Source organism: Streptomyces sp. NBC_00582 (assembly GCF_036345155.1).
Taxonomy (GTDB): Bacteria; Actinomycetota; Actinomycetes; order Streptomycetales; family Streptomycetaceae; genus Streptomyces.
Genome location: NZ_CP107772.1, coordinates 3,836,584 through 3,853,737, shown reverse-complemented (window position 1 = coordinate 3,853,737; position 17,154 = coordinate 3,836,584). Strand labels below are relative to the sequence as shown.

The 17,154-nt window shown below is 70.9% G+C and carries 16 protein-coding genes; 8 read left to right on the top strand and 8 right to left on the bottom strand.

Features of this window, described 5'->3' with window-relative positions; all coding sequences use genetic code 11:
• Nucleotides 1-6 precede the first annotated feature (6 nt).
• The 4 genes from OG852_RS16780 (at nucleotide 7) to OG852_RS16765 (ending at nucleotide 3,447) form a co-directional block, all read left to right on the top strand.
• On the top strand, nucleotides 7-924 hold the full coding sequence (locus OG852_RS16780; protein ID WP_133917186.1) for a F0F1 ATP synthase subunit gamma: 918 nt from the start codon (nucleotides 7-9) through the stop codon (nucleotides 922-924).
• On the top strand, nucleotides 924-2,360 hold the full coding sequence (atpD, locus tag OG852_RS16775) for a F0F1 ATP synthase subunit beta (RefSeq protein ID WP_133917187.1): 1,437 nt from the start codon (nucleotides 924-926) through the stop codon (nucleotides 2,358-2,360). The genes OG852_RS16780 and atpD overlap by 1 nt, the downstream gene beginning before the upstream one ends.
• Before the next feature lie 118 nt (nucleotides 2,361-2,478).
• Nucleotides 2,479-2,853 carry a F0F1 ATP synthase subunit epsilon gene (locus tag OG852_RS16770; RefSeq protein WP_067259266.1) on the top strand — a complete coding sequence of 125 codons (375 nt, stop codon included), beginning with the start codon at nucleotides 2,479-2,481 and terminating at the stop codon, nucleotides 2,851-2,853.
• Between the two features lie 147 nt (nucleotides 2,854-3,000).
• Entirely contained in the window at nucleotides 3,001-3,447 is a 447-nt protein-coding gene (locus tag OG852_RS16765) for a DUF2550 domain-containing protein (protein ID WP_067259265.1), read from the top strand.
• A gap of 5 nt (nucleotides 3,448-3,452) precedes the next feature.
• Here OG852_RS16765 and OG852_RS16760 read toward each other — a convergent pair whose 3' ends face one another.
• Together OG852_RS16760 and OG852_RS16755 are read right to left on the bottom strand one after the other, a co-directional pair.
• Nucleotides 3,453-5,270 (bottom strand): glycosyl hydrolase family 18 protein, encoded by a 1,818-nt coding sequence (locus tag OG852_RS16760; protein ID WP_133917188.1) that lies wholly within the window; start codon nucleotides 5,268-5,270, stop codon nucleotides 3,453-3,455.
• Between the two features lie 572 nt (nucleotides 5,271-5,842).
• Complete coding sequence (locus OG852_RS16755; RefSeq protein ID WP_330348357.1) at nucleotides 5,843-6,415, bottom strand: cob(I)yrinic acid a,c-diamide adenosyltransferase; 573 nt, start codon at nucleotides 6,413-6,415, stop codon at nucleotides 5,843-5,845.
• A 435-nt stretch (nucleotides 6,416-6,850) separates the two neighbouring features.
• On the opposite strand from OG852_RS16755, the gene OG852_RS16750 reads away from it, so the two are divergent.
• Together OG852_RS16750 and OG852_RS16745 are read left to right on the top strand one after the other, a co-directional pair.
• On the top strand, nucleotides 6,851-7,174 hold the full coding sequence (locus tag OG852_RS16750) for an STAS domain-containing protein (RefSeq protein WP_020131168.1): 324 nt from the start codon (nucleotides 6,851-6,853) through the stop codon (nucleotides 7,172-7,174).
• A gap of 260 nt (nucleotides 7,175-7,434) precedes the next feature.
• On the top strand, nucleotides 7,435-9,954 hold the full coding sequence (locus OG852_RS16745; protein ID WP_133917190.1) for an ATP-binding protein: 2,520 nt from the start codon (nucleotides 7,435-7,437) through the stop codon (nucleotides 9,952-9,954).
• A gap of 64 nt (nucleotides 9,955-10,018) precedes the next feature.
• Here OG852_RS16745 and nucS read toward each other — a convergent pair whose 3' ends face one another.
• Nucleotides 10,019-10,690 (bottom strand): endonuclease NucS, encoded by a 672-nt coding sequence (gene nucS / locus OG852_RS16740; protein WP_133917191.1) that lies wholly within the window; start codon nucleotides 10,688-10,690, stop codon nucleotides 10,019-10,021.
• Nucleotides 10,691-10,954: 264 nt separating this feature from the next.
• Between nucS and OG852_RS16735 the strand changes: the two genes are divergently transcribed.
• A complete protein-coding gene (locus OG852_RS16735; RefSeq protein ID WP_133917192.1) occupies nucleotides 10,955-11,347 on the top strand; it encodes an SCO5389 family protein in 393 nt (130 codons plus the stop codon).
• Nucleotides 11,348-11,436: 89 nt separating this feature from the next.
• On the opposite strand, the gene OG852_RS16730 is transcribed toward OG852_RS16735, so the two are convergent.
• Nucleotides 11,437-12,465, bottom strand: a complete 1,029-nt coding sequence (locus OG852_RS16730) for an LLM class flavin-dependent oxidoreductase (protein ID WP_133917193.1) — start codon at nucleotides 12,463-12,465, stop codon at nucleotides 11,437-11,439.
• A 222-nt stretch (nucleotides 12,466-12,687) separates the two neighbouring features.
• Here OG852_RS16730 and OG852_RS16725 point away from each other — a divergent pair, with 222 nt between their 5' ends.
• Nucleotides 12,688-13,038: an ATP/GTP-binding protein gene (locus OG852_RS16725; protein ID WP_133917194.1), complete on the top strand. Its 351-nt coding sequence runs from the start codon at nucleotides 12,688-12,690 to the stop codon at nucleotides 13,036-13,038.
• A gap of 13 nt (nucleotides 13,039-13,051) precedes the next feature.
• Here OG852_RS16725 and OG852_RS16720 read toward each other — a convergent pair whose 3' ends face one another.
• The 4 genes from OG852_RS16720 to OG852_RS16705 form a co-directional block, all read right to left on the bottom strand.
• Complete coding sequence (locus OG852_RS16720; protein ID WP_133917195.1) at nucleotides 13,052-13,930, bottom strand: ABC transporter permease; 879 nt, start codon at nucleotides 13,928-13,930, stop codon at nucleotides 13,052-13,054.
• Nucleotides 13,927-15,258 carry an ABC transporter ATP-binding protein gene (locus OG852_RS16715; protein WP_330348356.1) on the bottom strand — a complete coding sequence of 444 codons (1,332 nt, stop codon included), beginning with the start codon at nucleotides 15,256-15,258 and terminating at the stop codon, nucleotides 13,927-13,929. The genes OG852_RS16720 and OG852_RS16715 overlap by 4 nt, the downstream gene beginning before the upstream one ends.
• 110 nt (nucleotides 15,259-15,368) lie before the next feature.
• Nucleotides 15,369-16,139, bottom strand: coding sequence for an ABC transporter permease (locus OG852_RS16710; RefSeq protein ID WP_133917197.1), 771 nt, complete (start codon nucleotides 16,137-16,139; stop codon nucleotides 15,369-15,371).
• A 3-nt stretch (nucleotides 16,140-16,142) separates the two neighbouring features.
• Nucleotides 16,143-17,096, bottom strand: coding sequence for an ABC transporter ATP-binding protein (locus OG852_RS16705; RefSeq protein WP_133917198.1), 954 nt, complete (start codon nucleotides 17,094-17,096; stop codon nucleotides 16,143-16,145).
• Between the last annotated feature and the right edge of the window lie 58 nt (nucleotides 17,097-17,154).

Here is a 17,154-nt window from a genome sequence, read left to right as displayed (position 1 = left end):
TGACTCATGGGAGCACAGCTCCGGGTCTACAAGCGTCGCATCCGATCCGTCACCGCGACCAAGAAGATCACGAAGGCGATGGAGATGATCGCCGCCTCGCGCGTCGTCAAGGCGCAGCGCAAGGTGGCGGCCTCCACGCCGTACGCGACCGAGCTCACCCGCGCGGTCACGGCGGTCGGTACCGGTTCGAACACCAAGCACCCGCTGACCACGCAGGCCGAGACGGTCGTGCGGTCCGCGGTGCTGCTCCTGACGAGCGACCGCGGTCTCGCCGGTGCCTTCAACTCCAACGCCATCAAGGCGGCGGAGCAGCTGACGGCGCGCCTCGAGGCCGAGGGCAAGCAGGTCGAGACGTACATCGTCGGCCGGCGTGGTGTCGCCCACTACAACTTCCGTGAGCGCACCATCGCGGAGTCGTGGACCGGCTTCACCGACGAGCCCACGTACGCGGACGCCAAGAAGGTCGCGGCGCCGCTGATCGAGGCGATCGAGAAGGACACGGCCGAGGGCGGCGTGGACGAGATCCACATCGTCTTCACCGAGTTCGTCTCGATGATGACGCAGACGGCCCTCGACGACCGTCTGCTGCCGCTCAGCCTCGACGAGGTGGCGAAGGAGTCGAAGCCGGCCGGCGAGATCCTCCCGCTGTACGACTTCGAGCCCTCGGCGGAGGACGTCCTCGACGCCCTGCTGCCGCGCTACGTGGAGAGCCGCGTCTACAACGCGCTTCTCCAGTCGGCGGCCTCGAAGCACGCCGCCACGCGGCGCGCGATGAAGTCGGCCACCGACAACGCCGGTGAGCTCATCGAGAGCCTCTCCCGGCTTGCCAACGCGGCCCGCCAGGCCGAAATCACCCAGGAAATCAGCGAGATCGTCGGTGGCGCGAGCGCCCTGGCCGACGCGACCGCGGGGAGTGACCGCTAATGACCACCACTGTTGAGACCGCGACGGCCACGGGCCGCGTCGCCCGGGTCATCGGCCCGGTCGTCGACGTGGAGTTCCCCGTCGACGCGATGCCGGACATCTACAACGCGCTGCACGTCGAGGTCGCCGACCCGGCGAACGCCGGCGAGAAGAAGATCCTGACCCTGGAGGTCGCCCAGCACCTGGGTGACGGCCTGGTCCGCACGATCTCCATGCAGCCCACCGACGGTCTGGTCCGCCAGGCCGCCGTCACCGACACGGGCACGGGCATCACCGTCCCGGTCGGCGACTTCACCAAGGGCAAGGTGTTCAACACCCTCGGTGAGGTGCTGAACGTCGACGAGAAGTACGACGGCGAGCGCTGGTCCATCCACCGCAAGGCCCCGAACTTCGACGAGCTCGAGTCGAAGACCGAGATGTTCGAGACCGGCGTCAAGGTCATCGACCTGCTGACCCCGTACGTCAAGGGCGGCAAGATCGGTCTGTTCGGTGGTGCCGGCGTCGGCAAGACGGTGCTCATCCAGGAGATGATCTACCGTGTCGCCAACAACCACGACGGTGTCTCCGTGTTCGCCGGTGTCGGTGAGCGCACCCGTGAGGGCAACGACCTGATCGAGGAGATGTCCGACTCGGGCGTCATCGACAAGACCGCGCTGGTCTTCGGTCAGATGGACGAGCCCCCGGGCACCCGTCTGCGCGTCGCGCTGGCCGGCCTCACCATGGCCGAGTACTTCCGTGACGTCCAGAAGCAGGACGTGCTGTTCTTCATCGACAACATCTTCCGCTTCACGCAGGCCGGTTCCGAGGTGTCGACCCTGCTCGGCCGTATGCCCTCCGCGGTGGGCTACCAGCCGAACCTGGCCGACGAGATGGGTCTCCTCCAGGAGCGCATCACCTCGACCCGTGGTCACTCGATCACCTCGATGCAGGCGATCTACGTCCCCGCGGACGACCTGACCGACCCGGCCCCGGCCACCACCTTCGCCCACCTCGACGCGACGACGGTTCTCTCCCGTCCGATCTCCGAGAAGGGCATCTACCCGGCCGTGGACCCGCTGGACTCCACGTCCCGCATCCTGGACCCGCGCTACATCGCGCAGGACCACTACGACGCCGCCATGCGCGTCAAGACGATCCTGCAGAAGTACAAGGACCTCCAGGACATCATCGCGATCCTCGGTATCGACGAGCTCGGCGAGGAGGACAAGCTCGTCGTCCACCGTGCCCGTCGCGTGGAGCGCTTCCTGTCCCAGAACACCCACGTCGCCAAGCAGTTCACCGGCGTCGACGGGTCGGACGTCCCGCTGGACGAGTCGATCGCGGCCTTCAACGCGATCTGCGACGGCGAGTACGACCACTTCCCGGAGCAGGCGTTCTTCATGTGCGGTGGCATCGAGGACCTCAAGGCCAACGCCAAGGAGCTGGGCGTCTCCTGATCTCGGACTGTCCGAGTTCGTGTGAGGGGGCGGGCGCGTCCCGCCCCCTCATCCACGCCCACTAGACTTAGTAACCAACACCCGGCAGACCCGCCGGGTGGTGACCCGAGGAGCCACCTTGGCTGCTGAGCTGCACGTCGCGCTGGTCGCGGCCGACCGAGAGGTCTGGTCCGGCGAGGCCACCCTGGTCGTCGCGCGCACCACGTCCGGCGACATCGGCGTCATGCCCGGTCACCAGCCGCTGCTCGGTGTGCTGGAGTCGGGCCCGGTGACCATCCGTACGAGTGAGGGTGGGACGGTCGTCGCCGCGGTGCACGGCGGTTTCATCTCGTTCGCGGACAACAAGCTGTCGCTGCTGGCCGAGACCGCCGAGCTGTCGGACGAGATCGACGTCCAGCGCGAGGAGCGGGAGCTCGAGCGCGCGAAGGCGGAGGGCGACGCCATCGCCGAACGCCGTGCGGACGTACGCCTGCGTGCGGCGGCCTCGCGCTGACAACCCGGCGCGGAGCTGTATGACGTCACTCAGCCGCGGTCGGCACCGGAGCAATCCGGAGCCGACCGCGGCTGAGGCAGATATGGATGTTTTTTCCGTTCCGTTACCTGAATCGAAGGTACCTAGGAGACGAGGAGGTCGGTGTCGATGGTCCTCGCTCTGACTGTGTGCGGAATCGTCGTGGCCCTGGTGGTGCTGGGGCTGTTCGTGTTCGGTCTGCGCCGCAGACTCATCCAGCGTTCCGGCGGCACCTTCGACTGTTCCCTGCGCTGGGACGTCCCCGAGAAACCGGACACCAGCGGCAAGGGCTGGAGCTACGGCGTCGCCCGCTACAACGGTGACCGCATCGAGTGGTACCGCGTCTTCTCGTACGCCTACCGTCCCCGCCGTGTCCTGGAGCGCGCCTCGATCGAGGTGGCCGGGCGCCGGCTCCCCGAGGGGGAGGAGGAGCTGGCGCTGCTGTCCGACGCGGTGATCCTCGCCTGCTCCCATCAGGGCGTCCGTCTCGAACTCGCCATGAGCGAGGACGCGCTGACCGGTTTCCTCGCGTGGCTGGAGGCAGCCCCGCCCGGACAGCGCGTCAATGTCGCGTAGTCGCTCTACAGGTTGTTGCTGATGGCGCTCACCAGCTCTCCGTTGCTGGTGTCCCCGCTGAACTCCCAGAAGAACGCGCCGCCGAGGCCCTGGTTCTTGGCCCAGGTCATCTTTCCGGCGATGGTGGCCGGGGTGTCGTAGGACCACCAGTTGCTGCCGCAGTGCGCGTAGGCCGTGCCGGCGACGGTGCCGGTGGCCGGACAGGACGTCTTGAGGACCTTGTAGTCCTCGATGCCCTGCTCGTAGGTGCCCGCCGCGGCGCCCGTGGCGGTGCCGCCCGGGGCGTCCTGGGTGACCCCGGTCCAGCCGCGGCCGTAGAAGCCGATGCCGATGAGCAGCTTGCTCGCGGGGACGCCCTTCGCCTTGAACTTGGCCATCGCGTCGGCCGTGGTGAACCCGGCCGTCGGGATGCCGCTGTACGAGGTGAGCGGGGAGTGCGGGGCGGTCGGGCCCTGCGCGGCCCAGGCGCCGAAGAAGTCGTACGTCATCACGTTGTACCAGTCGACGTAACTCGCCGCGCCCGCGTAGTCGGCGGCGTCGATCTTTCCGCCGGAGGAGCCGTCGGCCGTGGTGGCCGCGGTGACCAGGTTGTTCGCGCCGAACCTGGCGCGCAGCGCGGACATCAGGTTCTTGAAGGCCGCCGCCCCGCTGCTGTCGCAGGACAGACCGCAGGCGTTCGGGTACTCCCAGTCGATGTCGATGCCGTCGAAGACATCGGCCCAGCGCGGGTCCTCGACCAGGTTGTAGCAGGACTGGGCGAAGGCCGTGGGGTTGGCCGCCGCCTGGGCGAAGCCGCCGGACCAGGTCCAGCCGCCGAAGGACCACAGCACCTTGATGTTCGGGTACTTCGCCTTCAGTTGCCGCAGCTGGTTGAAGTTGCCGCGCAGCGGCTGGTCCCAGGTGTCGGCGACGCCGCTGACGGACTGGTCTGCGGTGAAGGCCTTGTCGTAGTCGGCGTAGGAGTCACCGATCGCGCACTGCCCGTTGGTGACGTTGCCGAAGGCGTAGTTGATGTGGGTGATCTTCGCCGCGGAGCCGGAGGTCACCAGGTTCTTTACGTTGTAGTTGCGGCCGTAGATGCCCCACTCGGTGAAGTAGCCGAGCTTGACCTTGGAGCCGGTGGTCGGGGGAGTGGTGCCGCCGGTGGTGTGGACGGCGGCCGCGCCGCTGACCGGTCCCGTCTGGTCGGCGGTGTCACGGGCCTGGACGGTGTAGGAGTAGTCGGTGCCGGCGGTGAGACCCGTGTCCGTGTACGACGTGGTCGTCACCGTGGCGACCTTGGTGCCGTCGCGCAGCACGTCGTAGTTCTTGACGCCCTTGTCGTCGGTGGCGGCGGACCAGGTCAGCTTGACCGAGGTGTCGGTGACGCCGGAGGCGGTGGGGGTGCCGGGCGCCGAGGGGGCCGCGTCGCCGGGGACGGTCGTTCCGTCGCAACTGTCGTTGTTCAGCTTGCAGTTGGACGGGGAGCCGGAGCCCGCGCCGTTGAAGCCGAAGGAGACGGAGGCGCCGGGGGCGAGGGTGCCGTTGTAGGACTTGTTCTTGGCGGTCCAGTGGGTGCCGGAGGAGGTGACGTCGGCGTCCCAGGCGGAGGTGACGGACGTACCGGAGGGGAAGTCCCACTCCACCGTCCAGGAACTGAGGGAGGTGGTGCCGGTGTTCTTCACCGTCCACTTGCCCTCGAAGCCGGTGCCCCAGTCCTGGGTCTTGGCGTAGGTGGCGGTGGCCGTGGTGGCGGCCTGGGCGGGGCTCGCGAGTCCGACCAGCCCGGCCAACGGCAGCAACAGGGTCGCCAACCCTGCCACGGCTCTGTGTCTGAAGCGCATGCTGCGCCTCCTATGGGGAGTTGGGGGGCGTGACTGAGCCTTCACGCCCACAGTGCCGCGAGAATAGAAAGGTCTGGACCACGGGTCAATAGGTCTGGACCACTCTTGTATACGGCCGTGGGGTACGGCTGCTGGATCCCCAACTCCCGTGCCAGTGACGCCGCTTGGACCCGGCTGCGCAGCTTCAGCTTCACCGGCGGACGACGGACGTGGTTCGCCGGTGACCGCGATCGGCCTGAAGAACGGTGCCGAGCCCGGCTGGGTACACGGCCTGGCGGCCCTCCGTATCGGCCACGGCGTCGGCTTTGGCCACCGCGCGATCCGCCGGCTCGACGGCCACGCCGCGCACCGCCCGGCCGGGGGCCCGCCCCCGCCGAAGCCACCCCGGTCCGGCACGGCCCGGGCCCGCCGCGAGGCCCGGCCGTGGCTCCGGACGGCACTGGCGGCGGCGGTCGCCCGCGCCCCGCTCGGGGCCGCCGGCGGCCACGGCCCGATCGCCCTGACCTACGCGACCCGGCCGAAGGAGGCTCCCGCCCGGGCCGGTGGCGACGGGGTGCCGAAGGGGTCCGGGGTCAGCGCTCCCCGCCCGGTACCCAGAGCACGTCGCCGACGTCCTTGTTGGCCGTGCGGGCGAGGATGAACAAGAGGTCGGACAGGCGGTTGAGGTAGGTCGCCGTCAGGGGGTTCATCGTCTCGGCGTGGGTCTCCAGGGCGGCCCACGTCGAGCGTTCCGCGCGCCGTACGACCGTGCAGGCCTGGTGCAGGAGGGCCGCGCCCGGGGTGCCGCCGGGAAGGATGAACGAGCGGAGCTTCTCCAGCCGTTCGTTGAAGCGGTCGCAGTCCGCCTCCAGCCGGTCGACGTAGAACTGCTCCACCCGCAGTGGCGGGAACGACGGGTTCTCCACCACCGGCGTCGACAGGTCCGCGCCCACGTCGAACAGGTCGTTCTGGACCCGGGTGAGGACCGCGACGACCTCCTCCTCCAGGCCGCCCAGCGCGATCGCCGTACCGATGACCGCGTTCGCCTCGTTGGCGTCGGCGTACGCCGCGATCCTGAGGTCGGTCTTGGCGACCCGGCTCATGTCGCCGAGGGCGGTGCTGCCCTGGTCCCCGGTCCTGGTGTAGATGCGCGTCAGATTGACCATGCCGCCAATCTAGACCGTCCCGGCGGGTCCCCCTCCGTTCGTTCCGTCACGCCGGACCCACGAAGATCCAAACGGTGCGAATAGTCTTGAATCGGGCAGGAATTGACGACGTGACCGGTGTCTCACCCCATGAGACGTGAGACGCGTTACTAACCGGTCGCACAGCGCTCCACGAGCGCTAATCTCCGGCCGAGAGCCATACGTGAGCCCTCCGGCGAATGCGCCGGATGGTTGACGCCGGTGACATCCGACGCGAGAGCGGGCAGGGCTTACTCCAAGCGCTGAAACCGCACAGGCCCCAGGGGGCTCACCCTTGCGGGTGAATTCGGTATCGGATCGCTCACAGACGGCAACCTCCGACCGCTTCGCGCAGTCAGAGCAGGCAACACCGGACATCACACCGCGGAGCACGAGACGCACGCTTAGGGGAGCGCTATGCACATCAGGGGCGACCACGTCGAGCTGGTCGTCGGGGGCCGCCTCGACGTGCGCAGCGCGGCGGACGCCCGCACGGCCCTGCACACGGCCGTGGACGACGGCGTCGGCGACCTGGTGCTCGACCTGTCCGAACTGGACTCCTGGGACGCCACCGGACTCGGCGTCATCATGGGCGTCCACCGGCGGGCCGGCCGCTGCGGCCGACGCCTGGTGCTGCGCGGCGTACCCCCGCAGATGCAGCGCCTGCTGGTGGCCACCCGCCTGCACCGGATCCTCGCCATCGAGGGCGGCATCGGCGTGGAGTCCCTGCCCCGGGTCTGACCGCGACACGGCCGCGAAGGGCCCCGGCAGGGGTCCACCTGCGGCGAAACGTACGGCGGGCACCAATCCTCACCGGACTGTGACGTCTCGGACCGCGCGCCACCCCGGACTGTCGTAGATACTGTGCCAAGGTTTACGGTTCGTCTGCCCGCCGCCCTCGGACCTCTACCGAGCGGGCACCGGACCAGAAGCGACAGCGCAGTGTGCAGCCAGGCCGGGAGGGGCTACCGCCACACGACGCTCTTGGGGGGCTTGAACCCATGGACCCGACGAACCAGGGGCCCGAGGAGTACGGTCAGGAAGGCGACGGACGCGCGCCGCGCCCACGCCCCTCCAGGGACCCCCTCACACCCGACTTCGGCCAGCACACCCCCGGCCCCGCCCGCACGGTCCGGGTGGTCGCCGGCGAGCATCTGCTCACCGTCAACCCCGTGGACGGCAGCGAGATCGAACTCTGCCCGCCCACCGAACGGCCCGGCCGCCCCGCCAAGCGCAGCGCCGAGGAACGCGCCGAGTACGACGAGCACGCCGCCCGGCCGCCCGCCCCGGCCGGCCCCGCCCGGCCCGAGCAGCCCCTGCTCGGCCGCCAGGACGAACGGGAACAGCTCGTCCGCCTCCTCGCCCGCGGCCGCTCCGTCCGGCTCACCGGACCCGCCGGCTCCGGCCGCACCAGCCTCCTCGACCTCGTCGCCGAGGACTGCGAGGACCTCGCCCCCGACGGCGTCGTCCGCCTCTCCGGCTACGGCCGCACCCCGGCCGAACTGCTCCACGACCTCTTCCACACCGTCTACGACGCCGACCACCACCGCCCGGGCGACGAGGAACTGCGCACCCTCGTCCGGGAGATCGGCGCGGTCGTCGTGGTCGACGACCTCGGTCTCGGCGGCGCGCTCCTCGACGAACTCCTCGACGCCACCCCCGAGTGCGCCTTCCTGCTCGGCGCCACCCCCGACACCCCGCAGCCCTCCGCCGACTCCGCCGTCGAGGAGGTCGTCCTCAGCGGCCTCGACCGCGCCGGCGGCGTCGACGTCATCGAGCGCGCCGTCGGCCGCACCCTCACCGAGGAGGAGGCCAACTGGGCCGGAGACCTCTGGTTCGAGTCCGAGGGCCTGCCGCTGCGCTTCGTCCAGGCCGGCGCTTTGCTGCGCCAGCGCGACCAGCTCCGCGCCAACGTCGACGCCGTCGACGCGTTCGGCGTCTTCGAGGACGCCCGCCCGCTCGCCGCACCCGTCGACGCCGGGGCCGGGGACGCCGAGGAGATACCCCTGCCCTCCCTCGGCGAGGCCGCCGCGCCCGCCCCGCTGCTCGCCGCCCGCCTCAGCGGCTCCGCCCGCGCCGCCCTGCGCTTCGCCGTCGCCCTCGGCGGCGAGGTCCCGCACCAGGCCCATCTGCCCGCCCTCGTCGGCGACACCCACGCCGACGCCGCCCTCGGCGAACTCGTCGCCTGCGGCCTCGTCTCCCCGGTCGGCACCCGCTACCGGCTCGCCGCCGGCGTCCAGACCCAGCTCGAGGCCGCCGGATACGACGACGACACCGAGGCCCGCGCCGCAGCCGCCGCCCAGCACTACGCCTGGTGGGCCGGCCACCCCTCCGTCACCCCCGAACGGGTCTGCGCCGAGGCGGACGCCGTCCTCACCGCCCTCGCCCTCGTGGTGCCCGCGACGATCCCGCCCGCCGAGGACGAGGAGGCCACCGCGGTCCGCCTCGCCCGCGCCGCGGCGCCCGCGTTCGCCGCGGGACTGCACTGGAGCGCCTGGGAGAACGCCCTGCACGAGGGCGCCGAGGCCGCCCGGCTCGCCGGGGAGTCCGCCGACCGCGCCTACTTCCACCACGAACTCGGCGTCCTCGCCGTGTGCGGCGGGGACCTCGACCGGGCCCGCTCGGAGCTGGAGGCCTCCCTCGGGCTGCGCGGCGCCCTCACCGACAAGCGCGGCACCGTCGCCGGCCGCCGCGCCCTCGCCCTCGTGGCGGACGCCTCCGGGGACATCCCGGCCTTCGCCGCGACGGTGGGCGAGGAGGTGCCCGACGCCCGCCACGTGGAGCCCCTCCCGCAGGCGCGCGGCATCCAGGCGGCGCTGCCGACCTACCCGCCGGAGGCCGAGACCGTCGTCCACCGCGGGATGACCCCGCCGCCGTCCCCGTCCGCGCCCCACCAGCGCCGGGGCGGCCTCAGGGGACTCGCCAAGCGCAACCTCGTCGCGGCCGGCGCGGGCGCGCTCCTCGTCGCCGTGCTCGGCACGGTCGTCACGCTCGGCGCGACCTCCAACAACGACGCGGGCGACCCCGCCGACCGGGGCGGCGTCAACCCCTCCGCCAGCAGCGGCCTCGACGACGGCGGCCTCGGCTCCGACACCCCGGGCACCGACACCGGCACCGGCGACACGGGCACGGCGACCAGCCGGCCGACGGATCCGGGACCGGACGGGACGATGGGGACGTCGGACGATCCGACGCCGTCGGAGTCGGCGGTGCCGTCCTCGGGGGCCAGCAGCACCAGCGGTTCGGCGAGCGGTGGGTCGTCCAGTACGGGGACGCCGCGACCGTCGTCGTCCGGTACGAGCTCCCGGCCCTCGCCCTCGTCGAGTCCGTCGGCATCGAGCAGCTCGGGCACGGGCAGCTCGTCCTCGCCCTCGTCGAGTCCGTCGTCGAGCCCCTCCAGCTCGCCGAGCGGCAGCCCCGCCACGGCCAGCAGCTCGGTCTCCTCCGCCCCCATCGGCACCGCCAGCTCCGCCACCTCTTCCCAGGGCGGCGGCGCGAGCGGGTCGGACCCGGTGATCTGAGGCACCCCCGGGCAACACCGAGGGCCGGGTTCCTCCCCAGGAACCCGGCCCTCGGCCTCGTAGCTCAGAACAGCCGCAGCTTGTCGTCCTCGATGCCGCGCAGGGCGTCGTAGTCCAGGACCTGGCAGCCGATGCCGCGGTCCGTGGCGAGGACGCGGGCCTGCGGCTTGATCTCCTGCGCCGCGAAGACGCCGCGCACCGGGGCGAGATGGGGGTCGCGGTTCAACAGCTCGAGATAGCGGGTGAGTTGCTCGACGCCGTCGATCTCGCCGCGCCGCTTGATCTCGACCGCGACGGTCTGCCCCTCCGCGTCCCGGCACAGGATGTCGACCGGGCCGATAGCCGTCATGTACTCGCGGCGGATCAGGGTGTAGCCCTCGCCGAGGGTCTCGATGCGGTCGGCGAGCAGCTCCTGGAGGTGCGCTTCCACGCCGTCCTTGATCAGGCCCGGATCGACGCCCAGTTCGTGCGAGGAGTCGTGGAGGATCTCCTCCATCGTGATGATGAGCTTCTCGCCCGCCTTGTTGACGACGGTCCAGACGCCCTCCTCGTCACCGGTGCCCTCCTTCAGCGTGCAGGGCGGCGACATCCAGTTCAGGGGCTTGTAGGCCCGGTCGTCCGCGTGGATCGAGACGCTGCCGTCCGCCTTCACCAGGATGAGACGGGGGGCGGAGGGGAGATGGGCGGTGAGCCGGCCGGCGTAGTCGACGGAGCACCGGGCGATGACGAGACGCATGGTCGGCAACGCTATCCGACACCTCAGGCCCCACGCGATTCGCCCTGGAAAACGATCGTTCGGACTCCGCGCGACTCTGGCCGATTGTGTGCCCCGTAGGGACCGCCTATGTGCCCATTCTCCTGGTGCCGTCACGGTCAGTTGCCTACCGTAGTAAACGGGAGGTCGCGATGCGTGTACTCAGCGTTGCGGTGTTTCGGCATGGCGAACTCCCGTGCCCTGTCCGGCAACCCCTGCTCTCTTAGGGGTGCGAGAGGAGAACCCATGTCGCTCGACGTCTCACCGGCCCTACTCGAACAGGCCGAGCGAGGCGAGGTCGACGAAGCTGAATTCGTCGACTGCGTCCGGACCTCCCTGCCCTACGCATGGGAGATGATCAGCTCCCTGGTGGCCCAGCTGAAGGTGGACGGCGGACCCTTCGCCGACAACCAGACGCCCCCGCCGGACGAGCAGGCGCGCGGGCAGTTGCTGCGCGCGCTCGCGAGTGACGCCATACGCGGCGCCCTGCAGCGGCACTTCGGTGTCCGGCTGGCCTTCCAGAACTGCCACCGGGTGGCGGTGTTCCCGTTGGACTCGGCTGTCGACGAGAAGCTCGCCCGCTTCACCTCGGTGCGCAGCCAGCTGCTGAACCAGTCGCCGGAATTCCGGGACTGCTGAGGCATCGGATCGAGCCTGTTGCTTGCCGCTCCTTACGCAGGAGGTGCCATCAGTGGGGGAGCGGCAAGCTCCCGGCCGTCCCGGCCCGTTCAGCACAGGTGGGGGAGTACCTCCGTCCCCAGCCGCCGTACGTTCTCCTCGGTGGCCGCCAGGTCGCCCGAGCCCTCCACGAGCAGGGCGAAGCGCGAGATGCCGGTCCGTTCACTGGTCGCCGCGAGCCGGTCGACGCACAGCCGCGGGGTGCCCACCGGGTGCAGTCCGCAGAGCAGTTCGGTGTACGCCACCGGGTCCCGCATCGAGCGGGGGCGGCCGTCCACCGTCACATGGGCGTCGAGCCCCTGCTTCAGCCAGCCCGGCATCGCCTTCACCAGGGTCTCCACCGCGTCCGTGCGCCGGTCCGCGAGCTGGCAGACGCCCGCCGAGACATGGCCCGCGGCCCGGATCTCGTCGCCGGAACGGCCCGCCGCGCGCGCGTGCTGCCGCCACAGGGCGACCATCTCGGCCTTCTCCTCGTCCCCCACGTGCATGCCGAGCAGCATCGGCAGCCCGCGCTCGGCGGCCAGCCGGACGCTCGAGGGCGAGGTGCACGCCACGATCACCTCAGGGCCCTCGGTGTCCGTCAGGGCCTCCGACGGGCGGGGTACGACGGGGACTTCACGGAAACGGAAGTGCTCGCCGTCGGCTCCCACGGACGCCTCGCGCAGCCAGCGCACCAGCAGATCGAGTGATTCGGGGAACCCCTTCTCGTACGCCGCGAGGCCCGACCCGAAGACCTCCAGATCGACCCAGGGCCCGCCGCGCCCCACGCCCAGCGAGAACCGGCCGCCGCTCGTCAGATGCAGCAGCGCGGCCTGTTCGCCGAGGGCGACGGGATGGGCGGTGGGCAGGACGCTGACCGCCGTACCGACCCGGATGCGCCGGGTGCGGCCCAGCAGCAGAGCGGCGAGCGTGACCGCCGACGGGCAGGTGCCGTACGGCACGAAGTGGTGCTCGGCCAGCCAGACCGAGTCGAGGCCCGACTCCTCGGCGACCTCGGCGGAGCGCACCGCGCGGTGCAGCGCCTCTCCCTGGCCCTGCCCGGGGAACTGGGCTCCCAACACGAAACTACCAACGCGCATGGACTTTCCTGCTTCCTTGGCTCCGACACGGAGCTCCCCCACCCGGCATAACCGTCTGACACGTGCCGAGGACACGGCCTGGCGGAGAGATTTGCCGATTGTCTGCAGAATGGGGTCCCGGGCAGGGGGACTTGTGGGGATCGGTCCCTTCCGGGTACCCGCGCCCACGCCGCGTAGGCTGGACGGAAACCCTGCTTCCTGTATAGCCCCGTGAGGTGTTCCGTGTCCCCGCGTCGCAACCGACCCAAGGGTGCCGACTCGTCAGGCTCGTCCGGTTCGTCCGGGCGGGGCGCCGACGACGACCGCGCCAGCCGGTACGGCGGCTGGCAGTCCTCGGTGAACTGGCAGGGCGAGGAGTGGAGCGTGCGGCATGTGGCCGGGGCGAGCGCGCAGGGCAAGAGCTACCGGTGCCCCGGCTGCGACCAGATGATCCCGGACGGGGTGCCGCATGTCGTCGCCTGGCCCGAGCACGCGGGCGTCGACGACCGCCGGCACTGGCACAAGGCCTGCTGGAACGCGCGGGACCGCCGCAACCCGGGGGTGCAGCGGTCCCGTAACGCGCCTCGCTTCTGAGGTTGTGCGGCGGTTACACGTCCCGCTTCTCCAGCAGGGCGAAGGCGCCGGCGAACGCGGCGGCCGTGACGCCGAGCGCGATCCACAGCGGGTCCCAGCCGGAGGGGCCGGTCTCGCCGAGCTGGGTGGAGTACCAGACGCCGAGCTGGCTGGGGATCGAGTACTCGAACAGGGCCTCGCGGAGCTTCTCCAGGGACTCGGAGAACATGAAGATCGCGATGACCAGCGGGGCCAGCAGCAGGCCGATCATGATGGTGATGGCGCCGGCCGAGTGGCGGATGATCGAGCCGACGGCCAGGGACAGCAGGCCCAGCAGCGCGATGTAGAGGGACACGCCGAGGGTGGCCTTGATCCACTCGCCGCCCGAGGGCTCGCGCGCGTCGGTGAACATCGCCGCGTCCACCATGGCGACGAACCCCGTGGACACCAGGGTCACGACGAACGCGATCGCGAAGAACACGATGCCCTTCGCCGCGAGGACCCGGCCGCGCGAGGGACAGGCGACCATCGTGGTGCGGATCATGCCGGTGCCGTACTCGGAGGCGGTGGTCAGGACGCCGAGCGTGATGATCGGCATGCTGCCCAGCAGCACCCCGAAGAAGCCGAACGACAGCGGGTTCTCGCCCGAGAGGTCACCCTCCGATGCGTTGGCGTCGACGATCAGCGCGACCATCATCCCGATGCCGACGACGAGGAGGACGAACACCCCCAGCGTCCACATCGTCGACCGCACCGAGCGGATCTTCGTCCACTCCGAGGCGATTGCGTGCCCGAGGTGCGTCCGTACGACCGGGATCGGCGAGGTGTAGCCGGGGGCGGCGGCGTACGGCGCCCCGGGCGCCTGCCAGACGGGCGCGGCGGCCTGCGGGACCGGGTGCTGCGGGGTGCTCATCGGGCGTCCTCGGGCTGGGTCGTCGGGGCGGCGTCGGAGACGGGGGCGGGGGCCTTCGCCAGCGAGGCGGCAGCGGCCGGGGCCGACCCCGCGGCCGACGGGGAACCCGCCGGGGCGGCGGGCGTGGTCGCTGCCGTCGGGGTGCCCGGCTGGGCGGGTGCCTGCGCGGCCGGGGCGCCCGCAGGGGGCGTGGTGCCCGCCGGCGCCTGGGCGTACGGGTTGCCCCCGTTCGGGGGCGGCGTCGTGGGCGGGGTGCCGTAGCCGCCGTAGGAGCCCTGGGGAGGCTGCGGCGGGGCGTAGCCGTGCGCCGGGGGCGGTGGGGCGTACCAGCCGGGCTGGCCCTGGCCGGGGACCGGCATCGGCGGTGTCGCGCCGGGCGGCAGGGGCTGCTGGAGGCCGGCCTTCTGGTCGGTGGTCGAGCGGTAGTCGACGGCGCCCTGCGTCATCCGCATGTACGCCTCCTCGAGCGAGGCCTGGTGCGGCGACAGCTCCCACAGGCGTACGTCCGTGTCGTGGGCGATGTCGCTGATGCGGGGGAGCGCCAGCCCCGTCACCCGCAGGGCGCCGTCCTGCTCGGGCAGGACATGGCCGCCCGCCGCCGTCAGCGCCCCCGCGAGCTTCTCGCGGAGCTGCGGCTCGGTCTGCGGGGTGCGGACGCGCGCGAAGTCCGCGGAGTTGGCCGAGATGAAGTCCTTCACGCTCATGTCGGACAGGAGCTGACCGCGCCCGATCACGATCAGATGGTCCGCCGTCAGGGCCATCTCGCTCATCAGGTGCGAGGAGACGAAGACCGTGCGGCCCTCCGCCGCGAGGGACTTCATCAGGTTGCGCACCCAGAGGATGCCCTCGGGGTCGAGGCCGTTGACCGGCTCGTCGAACAGCAGCACCTGTGGATCACCGAGCAGCGCCGCCGCGATCCCGAGCCGCTGCCCCATACCGAGGGAGAAGCCCTTGGACCGCCGCCGCGCCACGTCCTGGAGGCCGACCACCCCGAGCACCTCGTCCACCCGGCGGGCCGGGATGCCCGACAGCTGGGCCAGGGACAGCAGGTGGCTGCGGGCGGACCGGCCGCCGTGCACCGCCTTGGCATCGAGCAGCGCGCCGACCTGGCGGGCCGCGTTCGGCAGCCTGCGGTAGGGGTAGCCGCCGATCGTGACCGTCCCCGCGGTGGGGTTGTCCAGGCCGAGGATCATCCTCATCGTCGTCGACTTGCCCGAGCCGTTCGGCCCGAGGAAGCCGGTGACGGCGCCCGGCCGTACCTGGAAGGAAAGGTTGTACACAGCGGTCTTGTCGCCGTAGCGCTTGGTCAGGCCGACTGCTTCGATCATGCTCCGCACCCATCGACAGGTTCAGGACAGCGGGGCACACGCCCCCGTAAGGGTTAGGAGCTTAGCGAGGCGCTGACGGTTCCACTCAAAGGGAGGTAAAGCCCAGAGCATCACGCGTCTCGTTTGCGCAGGAGCAGATAACCGCCGGCCAGCGCAGCCGCCACCCACGCCACCATGATCGCGAGCCCGCCCCAGGGCCCGTACGGTGTGCTGTCGTCGACCGGCGTGACCACCTGCATGATCCTGCTGCCGGCCTGGTCGGGCAGATAGCGGCCCACCTTCCTGGTGGCGGGCACATTGCCCAGGATGTTGGAGATCAGGAAGAAGAACGGCATCAGGATGCCCAGCGACAGCATCGGCGAGCGCAGCATGGTGGCGACCCCCATGGAGAACACGGCGATGAGCGTCATGTAGAGCCCGCCGCCGACCACCGCCCTCAGCACCCCCGGGTCGCCGAGCTCCGCGCCGTGGGAGCCGAGCATCGCCTGCCCGAGGAAGAAGGTGACGAAGCTCGTCGCCAGCCCCACCGCGAGCGCCAGCCCGCCGGCCACCGCGATCTTGCTGAAGAGGAAACGGCCGCGCCGCGGGACCGCCGCCAGCGAGGTGCGGATCATGCCGGTGCTGTACTCGTTGGAGACCACCAGCACCCCGAAGACGATCATCGCGAGCTGCCCGAGGCTCATCCCGGCGAAACTGATGTACGTGGGGTCGAAGTCGAGCCGGCGGGTGGCGCTCATGCTGTCGTACTGGTTCTTCGACAGCGCCGAGATCAGCGCGCCGAGCGCGACGGTGACCACCACGGCCAGCGAGAGCGTCCAGACGGTGGACGCCACCGACCGGATCTTGGTCCACTCGGACCGCACGACCTGGGTCGCCGCCATGGCTCAGCCCTTCCTCGTCCACTCGTCGCCCCACTGCCGCTCAGCGGGCTGCGCACTGTGCGCGTGATACTCCACCGACTCGGCGGTGAGCTGCATGAACGCCTCCTCCAGCGAGGCCTGCTGCGGGCTGAGCTCATGCAGCACCACCCCGTGCCGGGCGGCCAGCTCCCCGATCTGCTCCGCTTTGCCCCCGTCCACCTCCAGCACCCCGCTGCCGCTCTCCACGACCGTCACCCCGGCCTCGTGCAGCACGTCCAGCAGCCGCTCGCGCTGCGGGGTGCGGATCCGGACGTACGCCCGGGAATTGCGGGCGATGAAATCGGCCATCGAGGTGTCGGCGAGCAGCCTGCCCTGACCGATGACCACGAGATGGTCCGCGGTCAGCGCCATCTCGCTCATCAGATGGGAGGAGACGAACACCGTCCGGCCCTGCGCGGCCAGCGATTTCATCAGATTGCGGATCCAGTGGATGCCCTCGGGGTCGAGACCGTTCACCGGTTCGTCGAACATCAGGATCCTCGGGTCGCCGAGGAGCGCGCCCGCGATGCCGAGCCGCTGCCCCATGCCCAGCGAGAACCCCTTGGCCTTCTTCCGCGCCACCGCCGTCAGCCCGACGGTGTCCAGCACCTCGTGCACCCGCGCCCTCGGGATGCCGTTGCTCTGCGCCAGGCACAGCAGATGGTTGAAGGCGCTGCGCCCGCCGTGCACGGCCTTCGCGTCCAGCAGGGCGCCGATGTACGTCAGGGGGTCCTCGAGGGAGTCGTAGTGCCTGCCGTCGATCCGCACGTCCCCGGCGGTCGGCCGGTCCAGGCCCAGCACCATCCGCATCGTCGTGGACTTGCCGGCGCCGTTGGGACCGAGGAAGCCCGTCACCATGCCCGGTCGCACGGTGAAGGACAGACGGTCGACCGCGACCTTCTCGCCGTACCGTTTCGTCAGGCCTTCGAGCTCGATCATGCGGCCACGCTAGAACGCCACGAAGCCCGCTGCCACCGCTGGCAGCGGGCTTCGTCCG

Excerpts from the sequence above, each read along its gene's own strand:
- OG852_RS16780 (WP_133917186.1), top strand. The coding sequence starts at position 7 with ATGGGAGCACAGCTCCGGGTCTACAAGCGTCGCATCCGATCCGTCACC.
- atpD (WP_133917187.1), top strand. The coding sequence starts at position 924 with ATGACCACCACTGTTGAGACCGCGACGGCCACGGGCCGCGTCGCCCGG.
- OG852_RS16765 (WP_067259265.1), top strand. The coding sequence starts at position 3,001 with ATGGTCCTCGCTCTGACTGTGTGCGGAATCGTCGTGGCCCTGGTGGTG.
- OG852_RS16760 (WP_133917188.1), bottom strand. The coding sequence starts at position 5,270 with ATGCGCTTCAGACACAGAGCCGTGGCAGGGTTGGCGACCCTGTTGCTG.
- OG852_RS16755 (WP_330348357.1), bottom strand. The coding sequence starts at position 6,415 with ATGGTCAATCTGACGCGCATCTACACCAGGACCGGGGACCAGGGCAGC.
- OG852_RS16750 (WP_020131168.1), top strand. The coding sequence starts at position 6,851 with ATGCACATCAGGGGCGACCACGTCGAGCTGGTCGTCGGGGGCCGCCTC.
- OG852_RS16745 (WP_133917190.1), top strand. The coding sequence starts at position 7,435 with ATGGACCCGACGAACCAGGGGCCCGAGGAGTACGGTCAGGAAGGCGAC.
- nucS (WP_133917191.1), bottom strand. The coding sequence starts at position 10,690 with ATGCGTCTCGTCATCGCCCGGTGCTCCGTCGACTACGCCGGCCGGCTC.
- OG852_RS16735 (WP_133917192.1), top strand. The coding sequence starts at position 10,955 with ATGTCGCTCGACGTCTCACCGGCCCTACTCGAACAGGCCGAGCGAGGC.
- OG852_RS16730 (WP_133917193.1), bottom strand. The coding sequence starts at position 12,465 with ATGCGCGTTGGTAGTTTCGTGTTGGGAGCCCAGTTCCCCGGGCAGGGC.
- OG852_RS16720 (WP_133917195.1), bottom strand. The coding sequence starts at position 13,930 with ATGAGCACCCCGCAGCACCCGGTCCCGCAGGCCGCCGCGCCCGTCTGG.
- OG852_RS16715 (WP_330348356.1), bottom strand. The coding sequence starts at position 15,258 with ATGATCGAAGCAGTCGGCCTGACCAAGCGCTACGGCGACAAGACCGCT.
- OG852_RS16710 (WP_133917197.1), bottom strand. The coding sequence starts at position 16,139 with ATGGCGGCGACCCAGGTCGTGCGGTCCGAGTGGACCAAGATCCGGTCG.
- OG852_RS16705 (WP_133917198.1), bottom strand. The coding sequence starts at position 17,096 with ATGATCGAGCTCGAAGGCCTGACGAAACGGTACGGCGAGAAGGTCGCG.